This is a genomic window from Paenibacillus sp. UNC496MF, assembly GCF_900113915.1.
In the GTDB taxonomy this organism is placed as follows: Bacteria; Bacillota; Bacilli; order Paenibacillales; family Paenibacillaceae; genus Paenibacillus_Z; species Paenibacillus_Z artemisiicola.
The window spans coordinates 269,283-294,257 of sequence record NZ_FORE01000004.1; the positions used below are offsets into that span (position 1 = coordinate 269,283).

Genomic DNA, 24,975 nt, shown 5'->3' on the forward strand with positions numbered 1-24,975 from the left:
GGAATGCGCATGCAACACGCGAGGCAGGAGACCGGGCGAACGCGGAATGAAGAAGTCGTGCTGTCCGTCCGCAGCGTCAAGAAACAAATCGGCGGCAAGCCGATCATCAAGGACGTCACGTTCGAAGTGAAGGCCGGCGAGATCTTCGGGTTTCTCGGACCGAACGGCGCCGGCAAAACGACCACGATCCGCATGCTCGTGGATCTCATCAAGCCGTCTTCGGGCGAGATCCTGATCTGCGGCGACGACATCGGCCGCCATCCGGAGGCCGCGCTCCGGCACGTCGGCTGCATCGTCGAAAATCCCGAAGCCTATTCCTACCTGACGGGCTGGGAAAATCTCGAGCATTTCGCGCGCATGCAGCGCGGCATCGACGACGCCCGCATTCGCGAGGTCGCCGCCATCGTCGGCCTCGACGCGCGCATCCACGATAAAGTGAAAACCTATTCGCTCGGCATGCGCCAGCGGCTCGGCATCGCGCAGGCGCTGCTCGGCCGGCCGAAGCTGCTCATCCTGGACGAGCCGACGAACGGGCTCGATCCGAAAGGCATCAAGGAGCTGCGGGAATTCGTCCGCATGCTGGCGGATCAGGGCATGAGCCTGTTCATCTCGAGCCATCTGCTGAGCGAGATCCAGCTGATGTGCGACCGCGTCGCCATTATCAGCCGCGGCGAGGTGCTGGCCGTCGGCACGGTGGACGAGCTGATCCACGGCGCGGACAATTACGTGGTGTGGCAGTTCGAACAGCCGGAAGCGGGGCGGCGGCTGCTTGCGGGCGAGCGCGGCGTCGAGCTCGTGCCGGAGCACGAGCAACGGATCGACGAGAGCTTGCTTGCGGGGATGAAGGAAGCGCTCGTCACGGCGATGAACCCGGAGCGGATCTCGTCCTTGGTCGAGAAGGCGGTGCGCGCCGGCATCGGCATCGTGTCGGTGCAGAGCATCGCGCCGACGCTGGAGCAGTTATTTTTACGGATGACGGAAGGTGAAAGCATTGGATAGATTGCTCCCGCTCATACAAAACGAGACGCTCAAGATCTGGAAGAAGAAACGGTTTTTCGTCATCGTGCTCGTGCTGCTGATCCTCATTCCGATCTTCACGTACGCGCAGCTTCGCATCGCCGAGACGAACAAGAAGAACTTCAAGGATTGGCGCAACCAGCTCGTGCAGCAAATCAGCGAATACCAGAACATGCTCTCGAGCGACCGGATCCCGGACGAATGGAAACGTTCGCGGCGGATCGCCGTGCAGCAGCTGCAATATTACCTGGATCACGACGTCAACCCGAATTCTCCGGACGGCGTCACGTTCACCCGCAGCTTCCTGTCGAACGCGGTCACGCTGTTCTTCCCGCTGCTCGTGCTTGCGCTCGCTTCCGACCTCGTGTCGGGCGAACGCACGTCGGGCACGATCAAGATGCTGCTGACGCGGCCCGTGCGCCGATGGAAGATTCTGTTCAGCAAACTCGTGGCGCTCAGCCTCTACGTGTCATTGACCGTTGTGGTCAGCGCCGTTCTCTGTTATCTTATATCAGGCGCGGTATTCGGCTACGCTGGATGGGGCATGCCTGTGTTTACGGGTTTTGTCATTAACGGTTCCTCGGTCGAAAGCGGCTTCGTGCACGCGATTCCGCAATGGCTCTATTTGCTGATGGAGGCCGGGCTGATTTGGGTGTCGGCCATGTCGGTGGCCTTGCTCGCGCTGATGGTGTCCGTGCTCGTGCGGAGCACGGCCGCGAGCATCGTGACGATGATGGCGGCCGTCATCTCCGGGACGATCTTATCGAATATGGCTTCCTCGTGGCACAGCGCGAAATTCATCTTCTCCGTCAATCTGCAGCTGACGGATTACCTGGCGGGCTCGCCGCCGCCGATCACGGGCATGACGCTCGGCTTCTCGCTTGTCATTTTGGCCTGCTGGGGGATCGCTTCCTTGGCCGTTTCGTTCTCCGTCTTTACGAAACAGGACATCTTGAATTAGAATAGCTTGAAGCGAGCGGCGATCGGATGACGCAAGATTTCGAAGCGAATCGCGGGAACGGAGCAGGATTATGCGGATTCCCCGATGAAGTTATATCGCAATTCTCCAAGCACCATCGCAAGTAACGAAGCAGATGCTTCCGAAGCGGGTTTTTTGCTCGCAATGAGGTTTGATCATCGAAGTAACCGCAAAAAACTTAGGTTTATGCTTCCGAAGCGAGTTTTTTACTCCCAAAGAAGCGTTCCATGCAGTGTTGAGTAAAAAACGAAGCCTAAGCTTCCGAAGCGAGTTAATTGCTCGCAAAGTAGCAACGCAAAGCAGCATCGCAATTAACTTTTAGGAGGCTCTCTATGACTGATCAGCTGGATCTGTTTGCGGGCGGGAACAATACGGCAGCCGGCAACTACGACGCGGACGACATTCAGGTGCTGGAAGGGTTGACCGCCGTTCGCAAACGCCCTGGGATGTATATCGGGAGCACGAGCGCCTCGGGTTTGCACCACCTCGTCTGGGAGATCGTCGACAACGCGGTGGACGAGCATTTGGCGAAATTTTGCAGCGCGATCGACGTCACGATCAACAGCGACGGCTCGGTCACGGTGCGCGACAACGGCCGGGGCATCCCGACCGGCATGCACAAGACCGGCATTCCGACGCCGCAGGTCGTCTTCACGATGCTGCACGCGGGCGGCAAATTCGGCGGCGGGGGATACAAGAAATCCGGCGGCCTGCACGGCGTCGGCGCGTCCGTCACGAACGCGCTGTCGGAATGGCTGGAGGTCGAAATCTTCCGGGACGGCAAAATACATAAGCAGCGCTTCGAATATTGGGTCGACAAGAACGGCAAGGAGCATGTCGGCGAACCGGTGACCGGCCTCGAAATCATCGGCAACACGAACCGGACCGGCACGAAAATCACGTTCAAGCCCGACGGCCGGGTCTTCCACGGCAACACGTCGATCAACTACGAAACGCTGTCGGAGCGGCTGCAGGAGATCGCGTTCCTCAATTCCGGCCTGAAGGTGAACGTGAAGGACAACCGCAGCGGCAAGGAAGAACAGTTTTATTACGAGGGCGGCGCGAGCCAATTCGTGCAGTTTTTGAACGAGGACAAGACGGTGCTGCACGACGTCATCCATTTCGCCGGCGAGAAGGACGACATCGAGGTCGAGGTGGCGCTGCAGTACAACGACGGCTACACGGAGACGATGGCCTCCTTCGTCAACGCCATCCCGACGCGGGGCGGCGGCACGCACGAGACCGGCTTCAAAACGGCGTATACGCGCGTCATGAACGATTATGCCCGCAAGAACGGCCTGCTGAAGGAGAAGGACAAGAATCTCGACGGCAACGACTTGCGCGAAGGCATGATGGCCGTCATCAACATCAAAATGGCGGACGTGGAATTCGTCGGCCAGACGAAGGACCAGCTCGGCAGCTCGTCGGCCCGCGGCGCCGTCGACGCGATCGTGTCCGAGAAGATGCAGGTGTTCCTCGAAGAAAACCCGCAGGTCGCCCAGCTGCTGCTGAAGAAAGCGGTGCAGGCGGCCAGAGCCCGCGAAGCGGCGCGCAAGGCGCGCGACGAAATCCGCAGCGGCAAGAAGAAGAGCGAAAGCTCCAACCTGAACGGCAAGCTCTCGCCGGCGCAGTCGAAGGACGTGTCCCGGACCGAGCTGTTCATCGTGGAAGGCGACTCCGCCGGCGGTTCCGCCAAGCAAGGCCGCGACTCCAAATACCAGGCCATTCTCCCGCTCAAAGGCAAGCCGATGAACCCGGAGAAGGCGAAGCTGCTCGACATTCTCAAAAACGACGAATACAAGGCGGTCATCGCGGCGATCGGCGCCGGCATCGGACCCGAGTTCGACGCGGAATCGTGTAATTATAGCAAAATCATCATTATGACCGACGCCGATACGGACGGCGCGCACATTCAAGTGCTGCTGCTGACGTTTTTCTACCGCTACATGAAGCCGTTGATCGACTCCGGGCGCGTCTTCATCGCCCAGCCGCCGCTCTACAAGATCACCCGCAAATCCGGCAAGCTGGAGACGGTCCGCTACGCCTGGTCGGACGAGCAATTGCAGAACTACTTGAAGGAATTCGGCAAAAACTTCGAGCTGCAGCGGTACAAAGGACTCGGCGAAATGAATCCGGAGCAGCTGTGGGAGACGACGATGAACCAGGAATCCCGGACCTTGCTGCAAGTGCAGATCGAGGACGCCGCGAAGGCGGAACGCCGCGTCTCCACGCTGATGGGCGACAAGGTCGATCCGCGCAAGCGCTGGATCGTGGAGAACGTCGACTTTACGGAGTTTGAGGAATAACCAACGAGGAGAGGTTCGGCATGAGTACGCTCGAACAGTTTTTACCGGCGTTTCTGGAAGAGGTCGTCGGCGACCGCTTCGGACGCTATTCCAAATACATCATTCAGGACCGCGCGATTCCCGACGTCCGCGATGGGCTGAAGCCGGTTCAGCGGCGGATCCTGTACGCCATGTACGACGCGGGCAACGCGCCGGACAAGGGCTACCGCAAGTCGGCCAAAACGGTCGGCGACGTCATGGGCAACTACCACCCGCACGGCGACTCGTCGATCTACGAGGGCATGGTGCGCATGGCGCAGCCGTGGAAGATGGCCCATCCGCTCATCGACGGCCACGGCAACTGGGGCTCGATCGACGACGACCCGGCCGCGGCGATGCGGTATACGGAGGCGCGCCTGTCGCCGATCGCGATGGAGCTGCTGCGCGACATCGAGAAGCGGACGGTGCTGTTCAAGGATAATTTCGACAACACGACGAAGGAACCGGTCGTGCTGCCGTCCCGTTACCCGAATCTGCTGGTCAACGGCGTCAGCGGCATTTCGTCCGGCTTCGCGACGGAAATCCCGCCGCATAACCTGCGGGAAGTCATTAACGCGTGCATGGCCATGATGGACCGTCCGGACATCGAACTGGCGCAGCTCATGACGATCGTGAAGGGACCGGATTTCCCGACCGGCGGCTTGATCATGGGCGAGGACGGGATCCGCGACGCGTACCAGACCGGCAAGGGCCGCATCTACCACCGGTCCAAGACGGAGATCGAAGAGCTCAAAGGCGGACGCCAGCAGATCGTCATTACCGAGATTCCGTTCCAGGTCGTCAAATCCCGGCTCGTCACCGCGATGGAGAACATCCGGATCGAGAAGCGGGTGGAAGGCATCGCGGAGGTGCGCGACGAGAGCGGTCGGGGCGGCCTTCGCATCGTCGTGGAGCTGAAGAAGGAAGCCGACGCGCAGGGGATTCTGGCGTACCTGCTGAAGAAGACCGACCTGCAGGTCGCGTACAACTTCAACATGGTCGCGATCGTCAACAAGACGCCGCAGCAGCTGGGCCTCAAGGCGATGCTGAGCGCGTACATCGACCACCAAAAGGAAGTCGTCACGTTCCGTTCGCGCTACGAGCTCGAGAAGGCGGAGGACCGCGCGCACGTGCTGGAAGGATTGGCCAAGGCGCTCAACCTGCTGGACGAGGTCATCGCCACGATCAAGGCGTCGAAGAACCGCCAGGACGCGCAGAACAACCTGGTCGCCAAGTTCGCGTTCTCGGAGCGCCAGGCGGACGCGATTCTGACGCTGCAATTGTACCGTCTGACCAACCTCGAGATCACGTCGATCGAGAAAGAGCTGAAGGACATCCAGAAGCGGATCGCGTACCTGCGTTCGATTCTGGACAGCGAGAAGAAGCTGCTCGGCGTCATCAAGGACGAGCTGACGGAAATCCGCGAGAAGTACGGCATCGACCGCCGCTCCGACATTCGGGGCGAAGTGGAGGAGCTCAAGGTCAACCTGGAGGTCATCGTCGCGGCGGAGGACGTGTTCGTGACGCTCAGCCAGGACGGCTATATCAAGCGGACGTCGAAGCTGTCGTTCACCCGTTCGGGCGGGGAGCTGGCGAGCGCCGGCGTGAAAGAAGGCGACGTCATTCGCACGCTGCTCGACGTGAACACGATCGACCAGCTGCTGCTCTTCACCCGCAAGGGGCAGTACTACCAGCTGCCGGTTCATCTCATTCCGGAGTTCAAATGGAAGGATACCGGCACCGCCGTCGTGAACGTCGTGCCGATGCCGAAGGACGACAGCATCGTCAGCATCATGCCGGTGAAGGACTTCGACGCGCCGGGACGCTCGCTCGTCTTCGTAACGAAGCGCGGGCAGGTGAAGCGGTCCGAGCTAAAGGATTACAAATCGTCGCGTTCGACCGCGATCGCCGCCGTCAAAGTCGCCGAAGGCGACGACGTGCTGCGCGTCTTGCCGAGCGATAACGGCAAAGAAGTGCTGCTCATCACGAAGGGCGGCATGAGCATCCGCTTCGCGGAAACCGAAGTGAACACGATGGGCCGCGTCGCGGCCGGCGTTCGCGGCATCGCGCTGCGCGAGGACGACGAAGTCGTCGCCGCGGAGCTCGTCGGCGGAGATGAGGGCGAAGTGCTCGTCCTGACGGATCTCGGCTTCGGGAAGCGCTCGCTGCTGCTGGACTACCCGGTGCAAGGCCGGGGCGGCAAAGGCGTGGCGACGTTCGAATTCAAGGAAGGCAAGCGCGTCCGCCCGAACGGCGAACGGCTCGTCGGCGGCCTGCACTGCAAGGAAGCGAAAGAGCTTGTCCTGCTGACGGCTTCGGGCGCCGCCATGGCGGTCTCGACCGAGAAGGCGCCGATCGAGGACCGCAGATCGACCGGCCGCGCGCTCGTGCCGGTCGATAAGAAAGACGGCCTCGTCACGGCGTTCGTCCGCGCGGATCTGCAGCAGCAGCCGGATCAATCGAACGGCTGATGCGGGGATTCCCGCTGTTCGAGCATCGCCACCATCATTTCCAGCACGACCCACAATGGAGCCGGCTCGTCGAGCCGGTCAAGCCATTGCGGGTCTTTTTGTATGCCGAGCCGGCTGAGTTTGCGCAGCAATTCCAGCTTGCGTTCCTCCATATCCGTTCACGCTCCTGATCGAAATTCGAGCCGGTACAACAGCCTATATCTTCAATCTATGTCTAACGGTGTCAAATGGTTCTCTTTTATCGCGATTAAGGGGACAAAATATTAACCGCGTTAACCTTAAATTCGACATCGGCGCATGGTATAATGAGGTATAAGCCTAATTCGGACAGAAAGCAGGTGATGGTCATCGTTTCTACGGAATTCGCCCGACTGTGGATGAAGATGACGAAGGAATGGAAGACGCATCTGGAGGATGAGCTGGCGCCGAACCTGACGGAGGGACAGCTGGTCGTGCTGGAGCTCATGCTGCAGCACCAGCCGATGAAGCCGTCGGACTTGCTCGGCTACTTGGAGACGACCCCGGCGGCGATCACGACGCTGCTCGACCGAATGGAGCGCGGCGGCCTCGTCGTGCGCAACCGCGACGAGAGCGACCGGCGGATCGTTTGGGTTACCTTGACCGAGAAAGGGAAAGAGGAAGCCGCGCGCGGCGTCGGGATCCGGGATGCCTACATCAGCGAGGCGCTCGACCGGATATCGCTTCATAATCAGCAGCTGCTCGTGTATTTGCTCGGCAAAGTCGCGAACGCGTAACCTAACCTGCCGTAACGACAAACCGCCCCTTTTCGTTCAACCGAACGGAAGGGGCGGTTTATGTTGGCTCAGGGGCTTGCCTGCAGCTCGACCGGCACGCTGCGCATGGCGTCGATGCGCTTCGTTACCTGCGCGTACGTGCTCTTGAGGGCGGCATAATCGGCGGCGCTCAAGTCCTTCAGCGATTTGGCGGCCAGGACGTCCGTTAGGGGCACGACCTCGTAATGGCCGACGCCCTTGACCGACGTACGGTGCACCCAGGTCGGAATCGCCTTCACGTCGCCGATCGTCGTGACGCCATGTTCCTTATGAATCCGGACCTTGTAGATTACGCCGTAGTCCTTGGTGCCGCCGCGCTGATTGGAGATGAAGTTGCCCATGGAATAAATGATGAGGCCCTTGCGGACGGAGCCGCCGGGCTGCGTCACTTCGGCGAATTCGTAGGGCTGCACGACATGCGGATGGGAGCCGGCGATGATGTCGGCCCCGGCGGCGACGAGGTCGCGCGCGAGCTTCTTCTGCGCGTCGTTCGGCGTCGTCTGGTATTCGATGCCGAAGTGCAGGGCGACGGCGACGAAGTCCGCGCCGGCCGCTTTCAGCCGGCCGATGTCGCGGATCATCGCCTGCTCGTCGATGAGCGAGACGGCGTACGGCTGATCCGCCGGCAGCGGAATGCCGTTCGTGCCGTACGTGTACGCGAGCAGGCCCATCGCGATGCCGTTCGCCTTCACGATCGTCAGCTTGTCGGCTTCGGCTTGGGAGCGGGCGGTTCCTTTCGTGGCGAAGCCGAGCTTCTGCAGCTTCGCAAGCGTCATCGCGATGCCTTGAACGCCGCGGTCCATCGCGTGGTTGTTGGCGTTCGTCACCGCCGTGAAGCCGGCGTACCGGAGGGCGTCGGCCAGCTCGGGCGGCGCGTTGAAGCGGGGATAGCCGGACAGGCCGAGCGGCTTGCCCGCGACCGGCGTCTCCAAATTCGCGAGCGTCCAGTCGCCCTGCTCCAGGATCGGCTTCACCGGGGCGAAGAACGGCTTGAAATCATACCGTTCCGTCTTCGCGTCGTAGGCGCCGGGAAGCTGCGGCATATGCATCATCACGTCGCCGACGGCGATCCAGGTCGCGTCGTGGATCCCGTTGTCGGCGGGCGGAGGCGCTTCTCCGGCAGGCTGCCCGGCGCCATCGCCGACGTCTTGGCCGGCGTCCGCGGAGCCGTTGCCGGCCGCGCCGTCGCCGCCGGGCTGCCCGTTCCCCGGCTGGCCGGCATTCGGCTCGCCCGGGTTCGGATCGGCTCCGCCGCCCGAGCCGTCCGGGACCGGCTCGCCGGCCGGCGGCTTCGACGCGTCCGCGGCCGGATCGGGCTTCGCGGGCTCGAGCTTCGGCGGCGTCGCGCAGCCGCCGGCGAGCAGGAGCGCGAGCAAGGCGAGGACGAGCCAGCTGAAGCGCGTCGCGGCGCCGCGGTTCATCGGCCGCCGCCTCCCTCGGGTCCGAGCAGGACGAGCGCTTTGGCGTAATCCTCCTCCGCGAAGCGGGTCCACGGCTCGGCCGCCGGCGGCTGCGCCACGATCGTCAGCCATTCCTTGGTGACGGGATGGGCCACGCCGACGGACGTCGACCAGAGCGCGATGTCCTGCTCGCCGTGCACGGGAGGCGCGCCGTACTTGCGGTCGAAGACGAGCGGGCAGCCGATGGCGGACAGCTGCGCCCGGATCTGATGCGAGCGGCCCGTCAGCAGCTTGACCGCGATTAGCGAATACGGGCCTTTCCGGGCGGCGACGGCGTAATCGAGCACCGCCTCCTTGGCGTCCCCGGCCGGCTTGTCGTGAACGGTCACGACGTTTCGCGCGGCGTCCTTGCGCAGGTAATGCTTCAGGCGGCCGGAAAGGGCCGCGGGAGCGCCGTGCGCGACGGCGAGGTATAACTTGTCAAAACTGCGGCTGCGAACGGCCTCCGATAGCCTGGAGGCCGCCTTGGACGTCTTGGCGAACAGCATGGCCCCGCCGACGGGCCGGTCCAGACGGTGGACAAGCCCGACATATACGTTGCCGGGCTTGTCGTATCGGTTCTTCAAATCCTGCTTCAGCAAGGTGACCATGTCGGCCTCGCCGGTCTCGTCGGCTTGCGACAGGATGCCGGGCGGCTTGACGACGGCGAGCAGGTGGTTGTCCTCGTACAGCACGGGCAGCAGGGGGGCGGGCGTCGTCCCGCCGTTGCCGCTCATGCTAGCGGCCCTCCCAGCGTCCCAGAATGCCGCAGGGCAGCGTCAATCCCGTCGCCGTGATCGGAATGCCGATCTCGCCGCTGTGGATCGTTCCGTCGAATTTTTGGCCGACCGTCAGGTGCAGCATGTTGTGCAGCACGGTCGGGGAGAGCCCCGTCGTGTAGGAATTGACGAGCACGAACAGCGGATTCTCGGACAGGATCGTCGTGCAGAACTCCAGGAACGGATACAGGTTCTGCTCCAGCTTCCACATCTCGCCGTTCGGCCCGCGCCCGTAGGACGGCGGGTCCATGATGATGGCGTCGTACTTCTTGCCGCGGCGCTCCTCGCGCTGGACGAATTTGAACACGTCGTCCGTGATGTAGCGGATCGGCGCGGCGGCGAGGCCGGACAGCTCGGCGTTTTCCTTCGCCCACTGCACCATGCCCTTGGCGGCGTCGACGTGGCATACTTCCGCGCCTGCGGCCGCCGCGGCGACCGTCGCGCCGCCCGTGTAGGCGAACAGGTTCAGGACCCGGATCGGCCGGCCGGCGGAGCGGATTTTGTCCATCATCCACGTCCAGTTGACGGCCTGTTCCGGGAACAGGCCGGTATGCTTGAAGCTGGTCGGGCGGATGTGGAACCGCAGCTCGCCGTACGAGATCGCCCAGCGGTCCGGCATCTTCGTGCGGAACTCCCATTCGCCGCCTCCGGAGGAGCTGCGGTGATAGTGGCCGTCGGCCGTCTTCCAGCGGCCCGTCTCGTTCGCGATCGGCCAGATGACCTGCGGGTCCGGCCGGCGGAGGACGTAGGACCCCCAGCGTTCCAGTTTTTCGCCGTTGCCGGTGTCGAGCAGTTCGTAATCTTTCCATAAATCGGCTTTATACATGCGGGCTTCCTTCCTTGATGCTGAATTTATAGCCGACGCCGCGCACCGTCACGATATACGTCGGGTTGGCGGGGTCGGGCTCGATTTTTTTGCGGAGGTTGCTGACGTGCACCATGAGCGTCCGCGTGTCGCCCATGCTGTCGTGTCCCCAGACGATCGTATACAGGTCGTCCAGGGCGAAAGCGCGGTTCGGGGACTTCGCGAGGCGAACCAGCAGCTCGAATTCCTTCGTGGACAGGAACACTTCCTTGCCGCCGACGTGGACGGTCCGCCCGGGCAGATCGATGACGAGCCGGTCGAAGCGGAGCACCTCGTCCGCCGCGCGCCGCCGGTCGTTCACCGTCTGCCGGCGCAGATGCGCCTTGACGCGCGCGACCAGCTGGCTCGGGCTGAACGGCTTCGTCATATAATCGTCGCCGCCTACGGTCAGACCATGTATAATGTCAGTATCGTCGTTTTTGCAGCTGACGAACAGGATCGGGACGTCCGACACGGAACGGACCTGCTTGCAGACGTCGAAGCCGTCCATATGCTTCAGCTGAATGTCCAAAATGATCAAATCCGGCCGGAACGAGGCCGCGAGCGCCACGGCGTCTTCGCCGTTGTCCGTCGCGCGCACGAGATAGCCTTCGCGTTCCATATATAAGCTAATCAGCTCGGTAATATCCGCCTCGTCGTCAACGACCAATATTCTGCTCCCAGACATCTTCCAGTTCCCCCTCTTCCTCGCACTATTATAGCGAATGGAGGGAGGGGTGGGCAATCTGCGTTTTCAGGAGGGTTCCGCCATTCGCCGCTTCGCCGCACTATTTTCGATCCTCTTATTGACCGCCGCCTTCCTGAGCGGCTGCAAGGCAAGCGCCGGCGGCGGCGCGCCGACGGCCAAGGACGGCGTCATCGACCTGCGGGACTGGTCCTTCGCGGAGGACGGGCAGGTCGCGCTCTCGGGACGCTGGGCGTTCTACGGCGACCGGCTGCTGGCGCCGGGCGACCCGGGGCTTGCGCAGGACGCGCTTTACGTGAACGTGCCCCGATCGTGGAACAGCTACAAGGGCAAGTTCGGCTTGCAGGACGGCCAAGGCTACGCGACGTACAAGCTGACGGTGCTCCTGAAGCCCGGCGAGCGCGTGCTGGCGCTGCGGGTGCCGAATATTTTCAGCAGCTACAAGCTGTGGATCAACGGCAAGGCGGCGGCGGAGCAGGGACGGGTCGGGACGAGCCGCGAGACGTCGGTGCCGCAGCAGTATCCGCGGATCGTCTCGTTCGCGCCCGGCGCCGAGCGCGTCGAGCTCGTCGTCCAAGTATCCAATTTCCAGCATCGCAAAGGCGGCATCTGGGTGCCCGTGATGCTCGGCGACAGCGATACGATCGTGCGCGCGCAGATGAAGACGACGGCGAAGGAGATGCTCATTCTCGGCAGTCTCGTCATCATCGGCGTCTACCATATCGGCCTCTACGCGTTCCGCCGGCAGGAGCGCTTCACCATCCACTTCGGCCTGCTCTGCCTGTTCGTCGCGGCGCGGGCGAGCGTGACCGGGGAGAATTATTTGCTGCAAATGTTCCCGATCCCCTGGGAGGGCGGACTCAAGATCGAATACATCTCGTTCGCGCTGAGCGCCGTCTCCGGCTACCTGTACGTCTACCGCCTGTTTCCGCTGGACGCGTCGAAGAAGGTCATCCGGTACGTCATCGGCGCCGGCGTCGCGCTCTGCGCGTTCGTGCTCGTCTGTCCGGCGGTCGTCTATTCGCGGCTGCTGTGGGCGTTCCAGCTCTACGTCATCGCGGTCAGCGTCTATACGCTGTGCGTGCTGGTCACCGCCAAGCTGCGCAGGCGGGTCGGCTCGGCGTTCGTGCTCGCGGGCGTGGCGGTCTTCGTCGTCACCGTGCTCAACGACATGCTGTTTTACAACGAATGGCTCGTGTACGCGCAGCTTGTCCCGCTCGGTCTCTTCTTCTTCATGCTGATGCAGTCGTTCATCATTTCCAAACGGTTTTCGAACGCGTTGTACCAGATCGAGCACGTCTCCCACGAGCTGCGGGAGCTGAACGTGCATCTGGAGGAGCGGATCGAGGAACGGACGGTGGCGCTGAGCGAGGTGAACGCGTCGCTCGCGCAGACGAATCGGGATCTGGAGCGGTCGGAAACGTCGCGGAGGCAGCTGATGACGAACATTTCGCATGATTTGCGAACGCCGATCACGCTGCTGCAGGGGTACTTGGAGGCCTTTCAGGACGGCGTCGTCAAAACGGAGGAGCAGCAGCAGCGGTACATCCGCATGATGCTGGGAAAGCTCGGCGGGCTCAATCGGCTCATTCGCGATCTGTTCGAGCTGACGAAGCTGGAGGCGGGGCAAACGCGGTTTGATTTCGGGGAGGTGGCGCTCGGGCAGTGGATCCGGCAGGTGCACGACCTGTACGAGATCGACATCATCAGCAGCGGGCTGCGGTTCAGCTGCGACTACCTCAGCGAAAACGTGCCCGCGGAAGGACAGGCTCGCGAGATCGAGCAGCAGAACCGCATCCGGCTGAGCTTGGATCTGTCCCGCATGGATCAAGTGATGGCGAACATCATTTACAATGCGATCAAGCATACGCCGAGAGGCGGAGAGATAACGCTTTCGTTTTATTTCGAAGCGTCCACGAACCGGGTGATCGTCACCGTGAGCGACACGGGCGGCGGCATCGACGAAGAGCATCTGCCGTTCATCTTCGACCGGTTCTACAAAATCGAGGCGTCCCGCAACTCCGCAGACGGCGGCAGCGGTCTCGGGCTCGCGATCGCGAAGGAAATCGTCGAAGCCCACGGCGGCACGATCGGCGCGGTCAGCGCTAAGGATAAAGGCACCATGATCTGGTTCATGCTGCCGTGCACCGTCAAATAACCTCAATCGGCTTGTTTCAGGACGGCCATCATCCGGTCGATGGACTGCTTGCGCCGTTCCTGATCCATCCCGTTCAAAATGCGGATGATCTCGATCGCTTCCGGCGTCACGGGCGTTTCCGGCTTGACGGGCTCGCCGCCGATAATGTAATCCAACGAGACGTTGAAGAGCGCCGCCAGCTTTTTCAGCGTTTCGTACACGGGCTGGCGGTTGTTGATTTCGTAATGGCTGTACGCGGACCGGGTGATGCCGATCTGCTTGGCGACTTCCTCTTGCGAGATGTTCATGCGCAGTCTCAGTTCTCTCAATCGATCTCCCATCGTCATGGTTTGAGTCTCCTTACGTCAATCTGGCCAGCTCGGACTCGTACAGAAGGGCCGGGCGGCTTTTCCTCTACTAATTTATGATACAAAATGTATCAATGTCAAGGAATTTGTAGAATCCGAAAGGCAGATTAACGATTTCTAACCAACGGTGAGCCGAGATCGCCGCGAATTGACGGTTGAAATGAAAGCCCTCTCATCGTACAATGAGGGAAGTTAGAGGTTGTACGTACAAGTTAACCGCGGTGATTGGGCCGTAATTCGGGATGTTCCGTCCGTACAAGCGCGCGCGTCTAGCGTCGAATCATGACGGTTTACTCTCCTGTTCGTACAAGTTGACAGCACTCATCGATTCCGTGAAGGAGGAGTTGTTCATGCTTACCGCAACGCCCTATCAATTCTGGTTCGTCACCGGGAGCCAGCATCTGTACGGCCCGGAAACGCTGCTCGAGGTCGCGGCGCATTCCCACGCCATCGCCGAAGGACTGGACCGCGACGAAGCCGTGCCCTACGAGGTCGCGTTCAAGCCCGTCGTGACGACGCCGGAGGACATTTACGCGCTGTGCGCCGCGGCGAACGCGGACGCCCGCTGCGCGGGCATTATCACGTGGATGCACACGTTCTCGCCCGCCAAAATGTGGATCGCCGGCCTGGCGGAGCTGCGCAAGCCGCTGCTGCACCTGCACACGCAGTTCAACCGCGACATTCCTTGGGATTCCATCGACATGGACTTCATGAACCTCAACCAATCCGCGCACGGCGACCGCGAATACGGCTTCATCGGCGCCCGGATGGGCATCGCCCGCAAAGTCGTCGTCGGCTATTGGGAAGATCCGGCCGTGCGCGGCCGCGTCGCCGGCTGGATGCGCACGGCGGCGGCGTTCACGGAGAGCCGTTCGCTGAAGGTCGCGCGGTTCGGCGACAACATGCGCCAAGTGGCGGTAACGGAAGGCGACAAGGTCGAAGCGCAGGTGAAATTCGGCTGGGCGGTGAACGGCTTCGGCATCGGCGATCTGGTGGCTTCCATGGCGAAGGTCACGGAGGCGCAGGTGGACGCGCTGATGGACGAGTACGCGTCGCGATACGCGATCGCGCCGGAAGTACGGGGCGATGCGGCCGCTTGGGCGGCCATCCGGGAGCAGGGCCGGACGGAGCTCGGCCTGAAGGCCTTCCTGGAGGAAGGCGGCTTCACGGCGTTCACGACGACGTTCGAGGATTTGCACGGCATGGAGCAGCTGCCCGGACTCGCCGTGCAGCGGCTGATGGAAGCAGGGTACGGCTTCGGGGGAGAGGGCGACTGGAAGACGGCCGCGCTGACCCGGGTCATGAAGCTGATCGCCGGCAACCGGGGCACGTCGTTCATGGAAGATTACACGTACCATTTCGAGCCGGGCCGGGAGATGATCCTCGGCGCGCACATGCTGGAGATTTGCCCGACCATCGCGGCGGACCGCCCGCGCCTCGAGGTGCACCCGCTCGGCATCGGCGGCAAAGCCGATCCCGCGCGCATGATTTTCAACGGCCGCAGCGGACAAGCGGTCAACGCGTGCCTCATCGACCTGGGCAGCCGGTTCCGCCTGATCGTGAACGTCGTCGATGCGGTCGACGTTCCGCACGACATGCCGAAGCTGCCGGTCGCGCGCGTCCTGTGGAAGCCGCAGCCGTCGCTGAACGAATCGGCCGAAGCGTGGATCCGCGCCGGAGGCGCGCACCATACCGTCTTCTCGTACGAGGTGACCGTGGAGCAGCTGACCGACTGGGCGGAAATGGCGGGCGTCGAGTGCGTCGTCATCGACAACAAGACGGACGGGTACGCGTTCCGGAACGAGCTGCGCCTGAACGATATGTACTGGCGGATGCAGCGGTAAGACCGGCGATTGGCGGGGCGGGGCCGGCGCGTCCGGCTCGGCGGGCGTTTCGGCGCCTCGCCGGCCGTGGCAGAGGAAGCGGGTTCGTCCGCGTCCGCGCGTCCCGCGGTCAGTGAAGGGAGATTCCCGGGAGCGCGCGCTCCTGCCCGGGGTCTCCTTTTGTTTATTGGCCGCCCCTGCCGCGGATGGACTTATTCAAGCGCCGGCGCGCCGCCGTATTTGTCGCGGTAATGCGCCAGCGCGAGCAGCGGCCAGACGAGCGAATAGCTGTCGTAGCGGGCGTACAGGCAGCCCGGCAGCCCGCCGCCCGTCGGGTACTCGGTCTCGGGACCGCTCCCCGCCTGCAGATGGCGCAGCAGATAGTCGCAAGCCCGTTCCATCGCGGGATTCGGCTTCGCGTGCGCGGCGATGAGCGCGTCGAGCGCCCAAGCGGTCTGCGACAGCGTACCGTGCGTCAGCGGCGTATAGCGCCTGGCGCTGTCGCTGGCGCACGATTCGCCGAAGCCGCCGTCGGCGTGCTGGATGCCGAGCAGCCACTCCGCCGCTTTGCGAATGCGCGGATGATCGTTCGGCTCGCCGACGGCGGTCAGTCCGGTCAAGGCCGCCCACGTGCCGTAGATGTAGCAGACGCCCCAGCGGCCGTACCAGGAGCCGTCCTTCTCCTGGCGGCGGTACAGCCAATCCGCCCCGCGGCGGACGTAGGCGTGCGCGGTCGTCAAGCCGGCGCACCGTCCCAGGTATTCCAGCGTCCGGCCGGTCAGATCCGGGGTGGACGGATCCGTGGCCGCGTCCTCGGCGCCGTCGAGCGGCACCCAGCGGATGAGCGGATGGTCGACGTTGCGTTCGAACGCGGCCCAGCCGCCGTCGGCGTTCTGCATCGCGAGCAGCCACAGCAAGCCGCGGTCCGCGGCCGCTCTTCCGCGATGGCCGGGAAGGCCGCGTACGGCGCGGAGCGCGGCGGTCGTGTCGTCCATGTCGGGATTGATCGCGTTGACGTCCGAGAAGCCCCAGCCGCCGGCCGCGGGCCGCTTCACGCCGCGCTTCCAGTCGCCGAGCTTCACGTGCTGGCGGGCCAGCAGGTATTCGCCGGCCTTCTCTACCGCCGGATGACCCGCCGGGACGCCCGCGTCCTGCAGCGCGTGGCTGATCAGGGCGGTATCCCAGACCGCCGACGTCGTAATCTGCATCGACGTCCTGGAGGCGCTGGCGATGTCCGGCGCCGTCAACGATTCGAGCCCCCGCACGGCCTTCTCGACGACGGGATGCGAGGTGGAGTAGCCGAGCGTGCGCAGGGCGTGCAGCATCAGCAGCGTCGCGCTGGAGTAGCCGTACAGCGTGCCGTCCGCCTCGATCCGCTCGAGGATGAAGCGCTCGGCGCGGTCCGTCGCCAGCTCGCGGATCTTGGCGGCCGGGCTCCACGGCCCTTTGCGCCGGTCTTCGGACAAGCCGCGGACGGCCGCGCCGAAATGCGCGTGCCAGCCGCGCTGCAGCCGCTTGAGCTCGGCGTCGCTCCGCGTATCCGGGGTCAGCGGCCGGATATGCGGCTGCTTGTCGACCGGCTTCCGGTCGGCGAGGATCAGCATCGGCGCCATATGGACGCGGGCATAACCCGAGAATTGAAAGAAATGAAGCGGGGACGAGGCGGGCAGCAGCAGGATCCCGATCGGGACGGGAAACCAGCGCGGCCACGGGTAGCGGCCGATGAGCGCGAGCTGGAATTTGGTCAGCAGGCTCTCGATCCGGCCCAGGCCGCCGATGTCGGCGAACGCCTTGCGCGCCTTGCGCATGAACGGCTCATCCGGCGAGATGCCGGCATACTGGAGCGCGTAATAGCATTCCGCCGTCGCGGACGCGTTGCCGGTCTTCTCGTCGGGATAGACGCGCCAGGCGCCGCCGTCCGACTGCTTGGCGATCATCCGCTCCGCCAGCGCCTTCACGAGCTTCGGCCGGGCGATGCCCGCGTTCTGCAGCTGGAGCACGGTCGCGGCGTCGAGCGACGTGCCCTGCTCGATGAAGCCGAGCCGCCAGCTGCCGTCCGCCGCCTGGCCCCGCAGCAAGCGGGCGACGAGCGCGTCGATGTCGGCCTGCAGCCGTTGTTGCATGCGAATCCCCTCGTTTCGGCGCGAATCGCGCGTAATGGTGCCGGGATGGCCGGCATCGGTCCGCCTCCCGGGCCGAAGGACGCGGGCATGAAGCTCCGTAAGCCCCGGCACGGCGGCGCGAACCGCCTTCTCGTAGTGTATGACGGCAGCCGTCCGGTTCATGATGGTTCGGCCGAAGTCGCGCGCCGGTCGCGCAGGCGGCGCGTTCGCTTGGCGTTCAGGGCCGCGACGGCGGTCTTTCGGCCTATAAAGGCATGGACAGGGCGCGTCGAACCCGATACAATTGAGATTGATTCTCACTTAAGGCGAGGCTGCGGCAAAACTTCCGCCCGTATCGCCGCGCCCTCGGCGGCGGCGCTCCCGGTGCGGCGGCACCCGCGGCTGCGGCCGCTCCCGCCGCCGCCGCACCGCATCGCGAAGGAGGAAAGAATGTCATGCTGTCGCGCTTCATCGCGTACTACAAGCCGTACAAGAAATTGTTTTACCTGGATTTTTTCAGCGCGATTCTCGCCGGTTTCCTGGAGCTCGGCTTTCCCGTCGCCGTCAACCAGTTTATCGACAAGCTGCTTCCAAGCAAGGATTGGAGCCTGATCGCCTGGGCCTGCGCGGGGCTCTTGTTCATCTATGCGCTGAACGCCTTTTTGAACTACATCGTAACGTATTGGGGCCACATGCTCGGCATCAACATCGAGACGGACATGCGCCGCAAGCTGTTCGACCACATCCAGAAGCTGAGCTTCCGGTTCTTCGACAACACGAAGACGGGGCATCTCATCGCCAGGTTGACCAACGACCTGATGGAAATCGGGGAAATGGCGCATCACGGGCCGGAGGATCTCTTCATCGCGGTCATGACGCTGATCGGCGCCTTCGTGCTCATGCTGCTCATCAACTGGAAGCTGGCGCTGCTGACGTTCATCGTCGTGCCGCTCATGATTTGGCTTGCCGTCTATTTCAGCGCGAAGATGACGAAGGCGTTCCACCGGCTCTTCTCGGACATCGCCGAGTTCAACGCCCGCGTCGAGGACAACGTCGGCGGCATGCGCGTCGTGCAGGCGTTCGGCAACGAAGAATTCGAGAAGAAGCTGTTCGACCGGAACAACCTGCGCTTCCGCGTCACGAAGCTGCTCTCCTACAAAATCATGGCGTTCAACACGTCCTTCAGCTATATGCTGAAACGGCTCGTGACCTTGTTCGTCATGATCTGCGGCACGTGGTTCGTCGTCCGCGGCGAGCTGACCGCCGGCGAGTTCGTCGGCTTCCTGCTGCTCGCGAACGTCTTCATCGGCCCGATCGAGAAGATCAACGCCGTCATCGAAAGCTATCCGAAAGGGTTTGCGGGCTTCAAGCGCTACGCGGAGCTGATGGACACGGCGCCGGACATCGAGGACCGCCCGAACGCGGTCGCCGTGGACAAATTGCGCGGAGACATCGTCTTCCGCGACGTCAGCTTCGGTTACGAGAACGAGAAGAAAGTGCTGCGCCATATCGGCCTCGCGATCCGCGAAGGCGAGACGGTCGCGTTCGTAGGCCCGTCCGGGGCGGGCAAGACCACGCTCTGCAGCCTGCTGCCGCGGTTCTACGACGTGACCGGCGGCAGCATCGCCATCGACGGCCGCGACATCCGCGACATGAAGCTCGCTTCGCTGCGCAGAGGCATCGGCATCGTGCAGCAGGACGTGTTCCTGTTCTCCGGCACGCTGCGGGAGAACATCCTGTACGGCAAGATGGACGCCTCGGAGACGGAGCTCCGGGCGGCGGTCAAGCGCGCCCAGCTGGAAGCGTTCGTCGCGACGCTGCCGGACGGCTTGGACACGATCGTCGGCGAGCGCGGCGTGAAGCTCTCCGGCGGGCAGAAGCAGCGCGTCGCCATCGCGCGGATGTTCCTCAAGAATCCGCCGATTCTCATCCTCGACGAGGCGACCTCCGCGCTCGACACGGAGACGGAGTCGGCCATTCAGCAGTCGCTGGCGGAGCTGTCGCAGGGCCGAACGACGCTCGTCATCGCCCACCGGCTCGCCACGATCAAGAACGCCGACCGGATCGTCGTCGTGACGGAGAACGGCGTGACCGAGCAGGGCAAGCACGAGGAGCTGCTCGCCGCGGGCGGCCACTACAGCCGGCTGCACCGGGCGCAGTTCCAATCGTAAGCGCCGGCATCATCGACCGCGGGACCGTTCGAATCCGAACGGTCCCGTTTTCGCTTTGCAAGCCGCCGGGCCGCGCTGGTATAATGACTACGCAATCCGGTAAATGATGGCGATCATGCGAATATCCGCTAAAGGAGATCTGACGATGAAATCATTCCAACAACGGCTCGAGCAATACGCCGCGCTGGCGGTCGAAGTCGGCGTCAACGTGCAGCCCGGGCAGAAATTGTACGTCATCTCGCCGATCGCGGCGGCGCCGTTCGTCCGCGAGGTCGTCAAGCGCGCGTACAAGCTCGGCTCGCCCTACGTGCACGTGGACTGGAACGACGAAGGCGTGACCCGCGCCCGGCTGGAGCACGCGCCGGAGGAAGGACTCTCGATTCATCCGGCTTGGTACGTGGCCGGGCGCGTCGCGATGGCCGAGGAAGGCGCCGCGTTCCTGTGGGTCGACGCCGCCGATCCCGATCTGCTCAGCGGCATCGACGCCGCGCGCGCCGGCGCCGTCTCGAAGGCGCAGCAGCAGACGCTGACGCCCTTCCGCAAGTTCACGCTGAACAACGAGGTGGCGTGGTCGATCGTCGCCGTGCCTTCGAAGGCATGGGCGGACAAGGTGTTCCCGGACCGCGCGGAAGCGGAGCGGGAGGACGCGCTGTGGGAAGCGATCTTCGCGGCCGTCCGCGTCGATGCCGCCGATCCCGTCGCCGCATGGAGGCAGCACGCGTCCGGCCTGCGAGCGAAGGCGGACCGGCTGAACGAGCGCCGCTACAAGGAGCTCCGTTACCGGAGCGCCGAGGGCACGGACGTGGCGATCGGGCTGCCGGAGGGCCATATTTGGGTGAGCGCCGGCACGCGGAACAAGCAGGGGACGACGTTCATCCCGAACATGCCGACCGAGGAAGTGTTCACGTCGCCGCTGCGCACGGCCGTGAACGGCAAGGTCGCGAGCAGCAAGCCGCTCAGCTACAACGGCAGCCTGATCGACCGGTTCGCGATCACGTTCGCGGACGGCCGCATCGCCGGCTACGAGGCGGAGACGGGCCTGGCCGCGCTCCGCGAGCTGATCGAGACCGACGAAGGCTCGCATTACTTAGGCGAAATCGCGCTCGTGCCGTTCCGCTCGCCGATCTCCGATACGAACGTGACGTTCTACAACACGCTGTTCGACGAGAACGCGGCCTGCCATCTCGCGATCGGCTTCGCGTTCCCGTTCTGCCTGGAGGGCGGGCTCGCGATGAGCAAGGAGGAGCAGCTCGCGAGCGGACTGAACCAGAGCTTGACGCATGTCGATTTCATGATCGGCACGGCGGATCTGGACATCGACGGCGTCCGGGCGGACGGCACGGTCGAGCCGGTCTTCCGCGGCGGCAATTGGGCGTTCTAAGCAGCGGAAGCGAAAGGGGAGAGCGTGCCTGCGTCACGCGGTTGACGCGGGCAGGTTCTTTTTTTTGCGGAACGGATTGACAACCGATTTTTATATGTCATAATGACAATATCAAAAAAACGGCAACGGCCGGGTTTCGAGCGGCTCGTTTCGCGGATTTTGATACTGTCATATTGAGAGTATTATGGCGATGGGATGCCATGATGCGGGGAGGTATACGCATGAACAAAGGTTGGGTACTGCCGGTCTTATTTATCGTTATGCTCGCCGTCGCGTTCGCCACGTCGTCGTCGGCGCTGGAAATCGCCGCCACGACGACCGGGCTGCTCAGCGTCTGGCTGACGGCGCGGGAGAACATCTGGGCGTGGCCCGTCGGCCTCGCGAACGTCGCCTGCTTCTTCTACATGTTCGAGGACGCCAAGCTGTACGCGGACATGACGCTGCAAGTGTTCTTCTTCGCGCTCAGCCTCTATGGCTGGGCCGCCTGGCTGACGGGACGGGGCGCCGCCAAGGTGCGGCCGACGCGGAGCCTCGCGCCGAAGCGCGCCGCGCTGCTCGGCGTGCTGCTCGTCGCCGTGACGCTGCTGTGGGGATTCGTGCTGAAAGCCTATACCGACGCCTCGATTCCGTATGCCGACGCGCTGATCGCCACGCTCAGCCTCATCGCGCTATACTTGTTCTCGTCGAAGGTGCTGCAAAATTGGCTCTGCTGGATCGCCGTCGACGTGCTGTCGATCGGCATGTACGCCTACAAGGCGCTGTACGCGCTGGCCTTCCTGTACGTCGTCTTCCTGGCGATCGCGGTCGCCGGCCATCTGTCGTGGAAGCGGGCGTACGACGCCGGCCCGAAGGAGGTGCCCGCATGAACCGCGCGAGCCGCGCGGGCCGCACGACCGGACTCACGCTCGGGAAGTTCGCTCCGCTGCACAAGGGTCATCAGCTGCTGATCGAAACCGCGATCCGCGAAACCGACGACGTCATCGTCGTCCTCTACGACTGCCCCGAGACGACCGACGTGCCGTTTCATGTCCGGGCGGGCTGGATCCGCGCGCTCTACCCCGGCGTCGAGGTCATCGAAGCGTGGGACGGCCCGAACGAGTCCGGCGATACGCCCGAGATCAAACGGCTGCAGGAGCGGTATATCTTGGGGCTGCTGAACGGCAGGCCGGTCACGCATTTCTATTCCGGCGAATTCTACGGCGAACACATGAGCCTCGCGCTCGGCGCGGCCGACCGGCGGGTCGATCCGGACCGGCGGACCGTTCCGGTGTCGGGCACGATGGCCCGCAGCGATCCGTACGGCTGCCGGCCGCACCTCAGCCCGGCCGTCTACCGGGATCTCGTCGCCAAAGCCGTCTTTCTCGGCGCGCCGTCGACGGGCAAGACGACGCTCGCTGCGCATATGGCGCAGCGGATGAATACGGTCTGGATGCCGGAATACGGCCGCGAGCATTGGGAGCGGCACCAGGTCGGCCGCCGCTTGACGCCGTGGCAGCTGGAGGAGATCGCGGCGGGGCATCTCGAGCGGGAGGACCGGCTGGCGCCCGACGCGCGGGAGGTGCTGTTCGTGGATACGAACGCGCTGACGACGCACATGTTCGCTCTCGATTACCACGGAGAAGCGACGCCGGGACTTGCCGACATGGCGGATAAGGCGGCCTCGCGGTACGACGTCGTCTTCCTGTGCGGCGACGACATTCCGTACGACGATACGTGGGACCGCTCGGGCGACGTGCACCGCCGCGTCTTCCAGAAGCGGATCGCCGCGGACCTCCATGCGCGGCGCATTCCGTACGTCCCGCTGCGCGGCACGCTCGAGGAGCGGGCGCGTACGGCGGAAACGGTGCTGAGCCGGCTGCGCCTCTACGGCAATCCGCGCGAGTGGATGGCCGAATCGCCCGCGCGGCCGGAACCGCCGCGCAGCTAAAAAAAGCATGCGGACGACAAATCGTCCGCATGCTTTTTCGTTGCCGTCAATCGCGGGCCAGCGGTTTCTCGTACAGGCAGAAGCCGCTCGGCGACGTGCCCTTGTACGCATAACCGAGACCGCGGTAGAAGTCGTTCAGCTTCGGATTGCTGGCGATGCAGTCGAGCCGCATCGTCCGCTTGCCCGGGAAGGAGATGCCGGTTTCCGCCCAGCGCACGATGTCCGTGCCGAGCCCTTGGCCGGCATGCTCGCGGTTGATGGCGAGCCGGTGCAGGTACACGTTCGGCTCGTGGCCGTCCGGTCCCCAGAGGTCGAGGTCCCACTGCTTCGGCGTCTGCATGAGCAGCACGATGCCGGCCAGCGCGTCGCCGTCCTTGAACAGGAACAGCTCGCCCGCGGCGATATGGCCGACGACGTCGTGATGGTCGTCGCCGCTCAGCAGCGCGCTCCACTGCGCCGAGCCCTTGCTCTGCAGCCACCGGGCGGCGCCGACGAGCAGCGCCATGACGGCGGGCGCGTCGTCCGGCTTCGCTTGGGAGACCGCGATGCGCGGGTTGGCGTGATCGTTATGAAGGATGTAATTCAGCATGTCGCATTTCCCCGTTCGCCTGAGTGTTGGTCGTACAGGCTTCATTGTACCACCGGGCCGCGGCGCGGTTCAAACCGTCCGTTTCTTGACGACGAAGTAGTACATGCTGAGCGGCCACCAGACGACCGCGAAGATCGGATAGATCGCCCAGATGTCGTTCGGGGACGAGATCGCGTTGACGACGATGAACAGCGCGCTCGTCAGGAGCGAGCCGCACAAGGCGAACGCGAACCACTGCCGCGTGCGGGCGAAGTAGATCGACATGGGCCACCAGAGCACGGCGTATGCCGGGAACACGATCCAAGGGAACTGCGGCGAGAGCAGCACGTTGAGCATGCCGTAATACAGGATGATGCAGAAGCTGCCGGCGAACGCCATCGCGACCGTGCCCGCGAAGCGTCCGGCATACATGAGGATGGGCCACCAAATCACGGCGAAGCCCGCGTATAGCATCCATGGATATTCCGGGCTGTGGACGACGTTCTGATAGGCCAGATACAAAAGAATGACGGCGGTCGACGCCGCGGAATAGGCCTTGATCCGGCCGGTTCCGGCGAAATAAAGGGCGATCGGCCATTGGATCAGCGCGAAGGCGGGATGAACGAACCAGATCTCGCCCGGCGTGGTCAAGTAATTGACGAGGATGAGGAAGAAGATGCTCATGAGGCTGCCGGATACGGCAAAGGCGACGCGGTGGTTGCGCATGGGCGGCCTCCTTATCTCCACCCGAGCCACTTGTAGAACATGACAAGCGGCCACCAGGCGACGGCGAAGGTCGGATAAACGAACCAGATGACGTCGGGCGTATAATAAACGTTGATGAAAATAAACAGGGCGACGATGAGGCCGCTGCCCCAGAGCGAGAAGCCGAGGTGGAGCCCGAACTGCCTCCGGGAGGAGGCCGGCTTGCCGTTCTTCGCGCCGAGCTCCAGCTTGATGTCCGAGATGTCGCCGAATTCGACGATCGCCTTGTTGACGGCGTCTTCCTCCGACTTGCCGCTCCGGACGAGATCGTACACTTTTTCCTCCAGGTTTTGGGTGATTTCCTCCTGGATCTCCTGCTTCGCCTCGCTGTCCGGAATGTCCTTGAACCAGTCTTCCACGTGCGTTCTGATCTTCTTCAT

21 protein-coding genes are annotated in these 24,975 nt (G+C 63.5%); 11 read left to right on the forward strand and 10 right to left on the reverse strand.

Features of this window, described 5'->3' with window-relative positions; all coding sequences use genetic code 11:
- Positions 1-9 precede the first annotated feature (9 nt).
- The 4 genes from BMZ79_RS01210 (at position 10) to gyrA (ending at position 6,791) form a co-directional block, all read left to right on the forward strand.
- Positions 10-999 (forward strand): ABC transporter ATP-binding protein, encoded by a 990-nt coding sequence (locus BMZ79_RS01210; RefSeq protein ID WP_090635859.1) that lies wholly within the window; start codon positions 10-12, stop codon positions 997-999.
- Entirely contained in the window at positions 992-1,978 is a 987-nt protein-coding gene (locus BMZ79_RS01215; RefSeq protein WP_090635861.1) for an ABC transporter permease, read from the forward strand. The genes BMZ79_RS01210 and BMZ79_RS01215 overlap by 8 nt, the downstream gene beginning before the upstream one ends.
- Before the next feature lie 350 nt (positions 1,979-2,328).
- Positions 2,329-4,302 carry a DNA topoisomerase IV subunit B gene (gene parE / locus BMZ79_RS01220; RefSeq protein WP_090635862.1) on the forward strand — a complete coding sequence of 658 codons (1,974 nt, stop codon included), beginning with the start codon at positions 2,329-2,331 and terminating at the stop codon, positions 4,300-4,302.
- Positions 4,303-4,322: 20 nt separating this feature from the next.
- Positions 4,323-6,791 carry a DNA gyrase subunit A gene (gyrA, locus tag BMZ79_RS01225; RefSeq protein WP_090635864.1) on the forward strand — a complete coding sequence of 823 codons (2,469 nt, stop codon included), beginning with the start codon at positions 4,323-4,325 and terminating at the stop codon, positions 6,789-6,791.
- On the opposite strand, the gene BMZ79_RS34085 is transcribed toward gyrA, so the two are convergent.
- The gene (locus BMZ79_RS34085) at positions 6,776-6,943 is read right to left on the reverse strand and encodes a hypothetical protein (protein WP_177221942.1); all 168 of its coding nucleotides are present in this window, start codon (positions 6,941-6,943) and stop codon (positions 6,776-6,778) included. The genes gyrA and BMZ79_RS34085 overlap by 16 nt on opposite strands.
- 195 nt (positions 6,944-7,138) lie before the next feature.
- Between BMZ79_RS34085 and BMZ79_RS01230 the strand changes: the two genes are divergently transcribed.
- Positions 7,139-7,546: a MarR family winged helix-turn-helix transcriptional regulator gene (locus tag BMZ79_RS01230; protein WP_090637044.1), complete on the forward strand. Its 408-nt coding sequence runs from the start codon at positions 7,139-7,141 to the stop codon at positions 7,544-7,546.
- A gap of 68 nt (positions 7,547-7,614) precedes the next feature.
- Here the strand turns inward: BMZ79_RS01230 and BMZ79_RS01235 are convergent, their stop codons facing one another.
- From BMZ79_RS01235 to BMZ79_RS01250, 4 genes are read right to left on the reverse strand one after another with little or no spacing between them, the layout of a single operon-like run.
- A complete protein-coding gene (locus BMZ79_RS01235; RefSeq protein ID WP_305728337.1) occupies positions 7,615-9,006 on the reverse strand; it encodes a CapA family protein in 1,392 nt (463 codons plus the stop codon).
- Positions 9,003-9,761, reverse strand: coding sequence for an RluA family pseudouridine synthase (locus tag BMZ79_RS01240; protein ID WP_090635866.1), 759 nt, complete (start codon positions 9,759-9,761; stop codon positions 9,003-9,005). Before BMZ79_RS01240 ends, BMZ79_RS01235 begins: the two co-directional genes overlap by 4 nt.
- Position 9,762: 1 nt before the next feature.
- Positions 9,763-10,629: a class I SAM-dependent methyltransferase gene (locus BMZ79_RS01245; protein ID WP_090635868.1), complete on the reverse strand. Its 867-nt coding sequence runs from the start codon at positions 10,627-10,629 to the stop codon at positions 9,763-9,765.
- Positions 10,622-11,335: a response regulator transcription factor gene (locus BMZ79_RS01250; RefSeq protein ID WP_090635869.1), complete on the reverse strand. Its 714-nt coding sequence runs from the start codon at positions 11,333-11,335 to the stop codon at positions 10,622-10,624. The genes BMZ79_RS01245 and BMZ79_RS01250 overlap by 8 nt, the downstream gene beginning before the upstream one ends.
- Before the next feature lie 49 nt (positions 11,336-11,384).
- On the opposite strand from BMZ79_RS01250, the gene BMZ79_RS01255 reads away from it, so the two are divergent.
- On the forward strand, positions 11,385-13,511 hold the full coding sequence (locus tag BMZ79_RS01255; protein ID WP_177221943.1) for a sensor histidine kinase: 2,127 nt from the start codon (positions 11,385-11,387) through the stop codon (positions 13,509-13,511).
- Positions 13,512-13,513: 2 nt separating this feature from the next.
- On the opposite strand, the gene BMZ79_RS01260 is transcribed toward BMZ79_RS01255, so the two are convergent.
- Positions 13,514-13,837: a helix-turn-helix domain-containing protein gene (locus tag BMZ79_RS01260; protein WP_090635872.1), complete on the reverse strand. Its 324-nt coding sequence runs from the start codon at positions 13,835-13,837 to the stop codon at positions 13,514-13,516.
- Positions 13,838-14,208: 371 nt separating this feature from the next.
- On the opposite strand from BMZ79_RS01260, the gene araA reads away from it, so the two are divergent.
- Positions 14,209-15,702 carry an L-arabinose isomerase gene (gene araA, locus BMZ79_RS01265; protein ID WP_090635874.1) on the forward strand — a complete coding sequence of 498 codons (1,494 nt, stop codon included), beginning with the start codon at positions 14,209-14,211 and terminating at the stop codon, positions 15,700-15,702.
- 191 nt (positions 15,703-15,893) lie between these two features.
- On the opposite strand, the gene BMZ79_RS01270 is transcribed toward araA, so the two are convergent.
- Positions 15,894-17,966 carry a terpene cyclase/mutase family protein gene (locus tag BMZ79_RS01270; protein WP_256252500.1) on the reverse strand — a complete coding sequence of 691 codons (2,073 nt, stop codon included), beginning with the start codon at positions 17,964-17,966 and terminating at the stop codon, positions 15,894-15,896.
- 272 nt (positions 17,967-18,238) lie between these two features.
- Between BMZ79_RS01270 and BMZ79_RS01275 the strand changes: the two genes are divergently transcribed.
- The 4 genes from BMZ79_RS01275 to BMZ79_RS01290 all read left to right on the forward strand — a co-directional run bounded on the left by BMZ79_RS01275 (position 18,239) and on the right by BMZ79_RS01290 (position 23,262).
- Positions 18,239-19,954 (forward strand): ABC transporter ATP-binding protein, encoded by a 1,716-nt coding sequence (locus tag BMZ79_RS01275; protein WP_090635877.1) that lies wholly within the window; start codon positions 18,239-18,241, stop codon positions 19,952-19,954.
- A 145-nt stretch (positions 19,955-20,099) separates the two neighbouring features.
- Positions 20,100-21,335, forward strand: coding sequence for an aminopeptidase (locus tag BMZ79_RS01280; protein WP_090635879.1), 1,236 nt, complete (start codon positions 20,100-20,102; stop codon positions 21,333-21,335).
- Between the two features lie 221 nt (positions 21,336-21,556).
- Complete coding sequence (gene pnuC / locus BMZ79_RS01285) at positions 21,557-22,201, forward strand: nicotinamide riboside transporter PnuC (protein ID WP_090635880.1); 645 nt, start codon at positions 21,557-21,559, stop codon at positions 22,199-22,201.
- Positions 22,198-23,262 carry an AAA family ATPase gene (locus BMZ79_RS01290; protein WP_090635882.1) on the forward strand — a complete coding sequence of 355 codons (1,065 nt, stop codon included), beginning with the start codon at positions 22,198-22,200 and terminating at the stop codon, positions 23,260-23,262. The genes pnuC and BMZ79_RS01290 overlap by 4 nt, the downstream gene beginning before the upstream one ends.
- A gap of 46 nt (positions 23,263-23,308) precedes the next feature.
- Here the strand turns inward: BMZ79_RS01290 and BMZ79_RS01295 are convergent, their stop codons facing one another.
- The 3 genes from BMZ79_RS01295 to BMZ79_RS01305 all read right to left on the reverse strand — a co-directional run bounded on the left by BMZ79_RS01295 (position 23,309) and on the right by BMZ79_RS01305 (position 24,975).
- Positions 23,309-23,851 carry a GNAT family N-acetyltransferase gene (locus BMZ79_RS01295; protein ID WP_090635883.1) on the reverse strand — a complete coding sequence of 181 codons (543 nt, stop codon included), beginning with the start codon at positions 23,849-23,851 and terminating at the stop codon, positions 23,309-23,311.
- Positions 23,852-23,920: 69 nt separating this feature from the next.
- A complete protein-coding gene (locus BMZ79_RS01300; RefSeq protein ID WP_090635885.1) occupies positions 23,921-24,556 on the reverse strand; it encodes a hypothetical protein in 636 nt (211 codons plus the stop codon).
- 11 nt (positions 24,557-24,567) lie between these two features.
- Positions 24,568-24,975: a permease prefix domain 1-containing protein gene (locus tag BMZ79_RS01305; RefSeq protein ID WP_090635887.1), complete on the reverse strand. Its 408-nt coding sequence runs from the start codon at positions 24,973-24,975 to the stop codon at positions 24,568-24,570.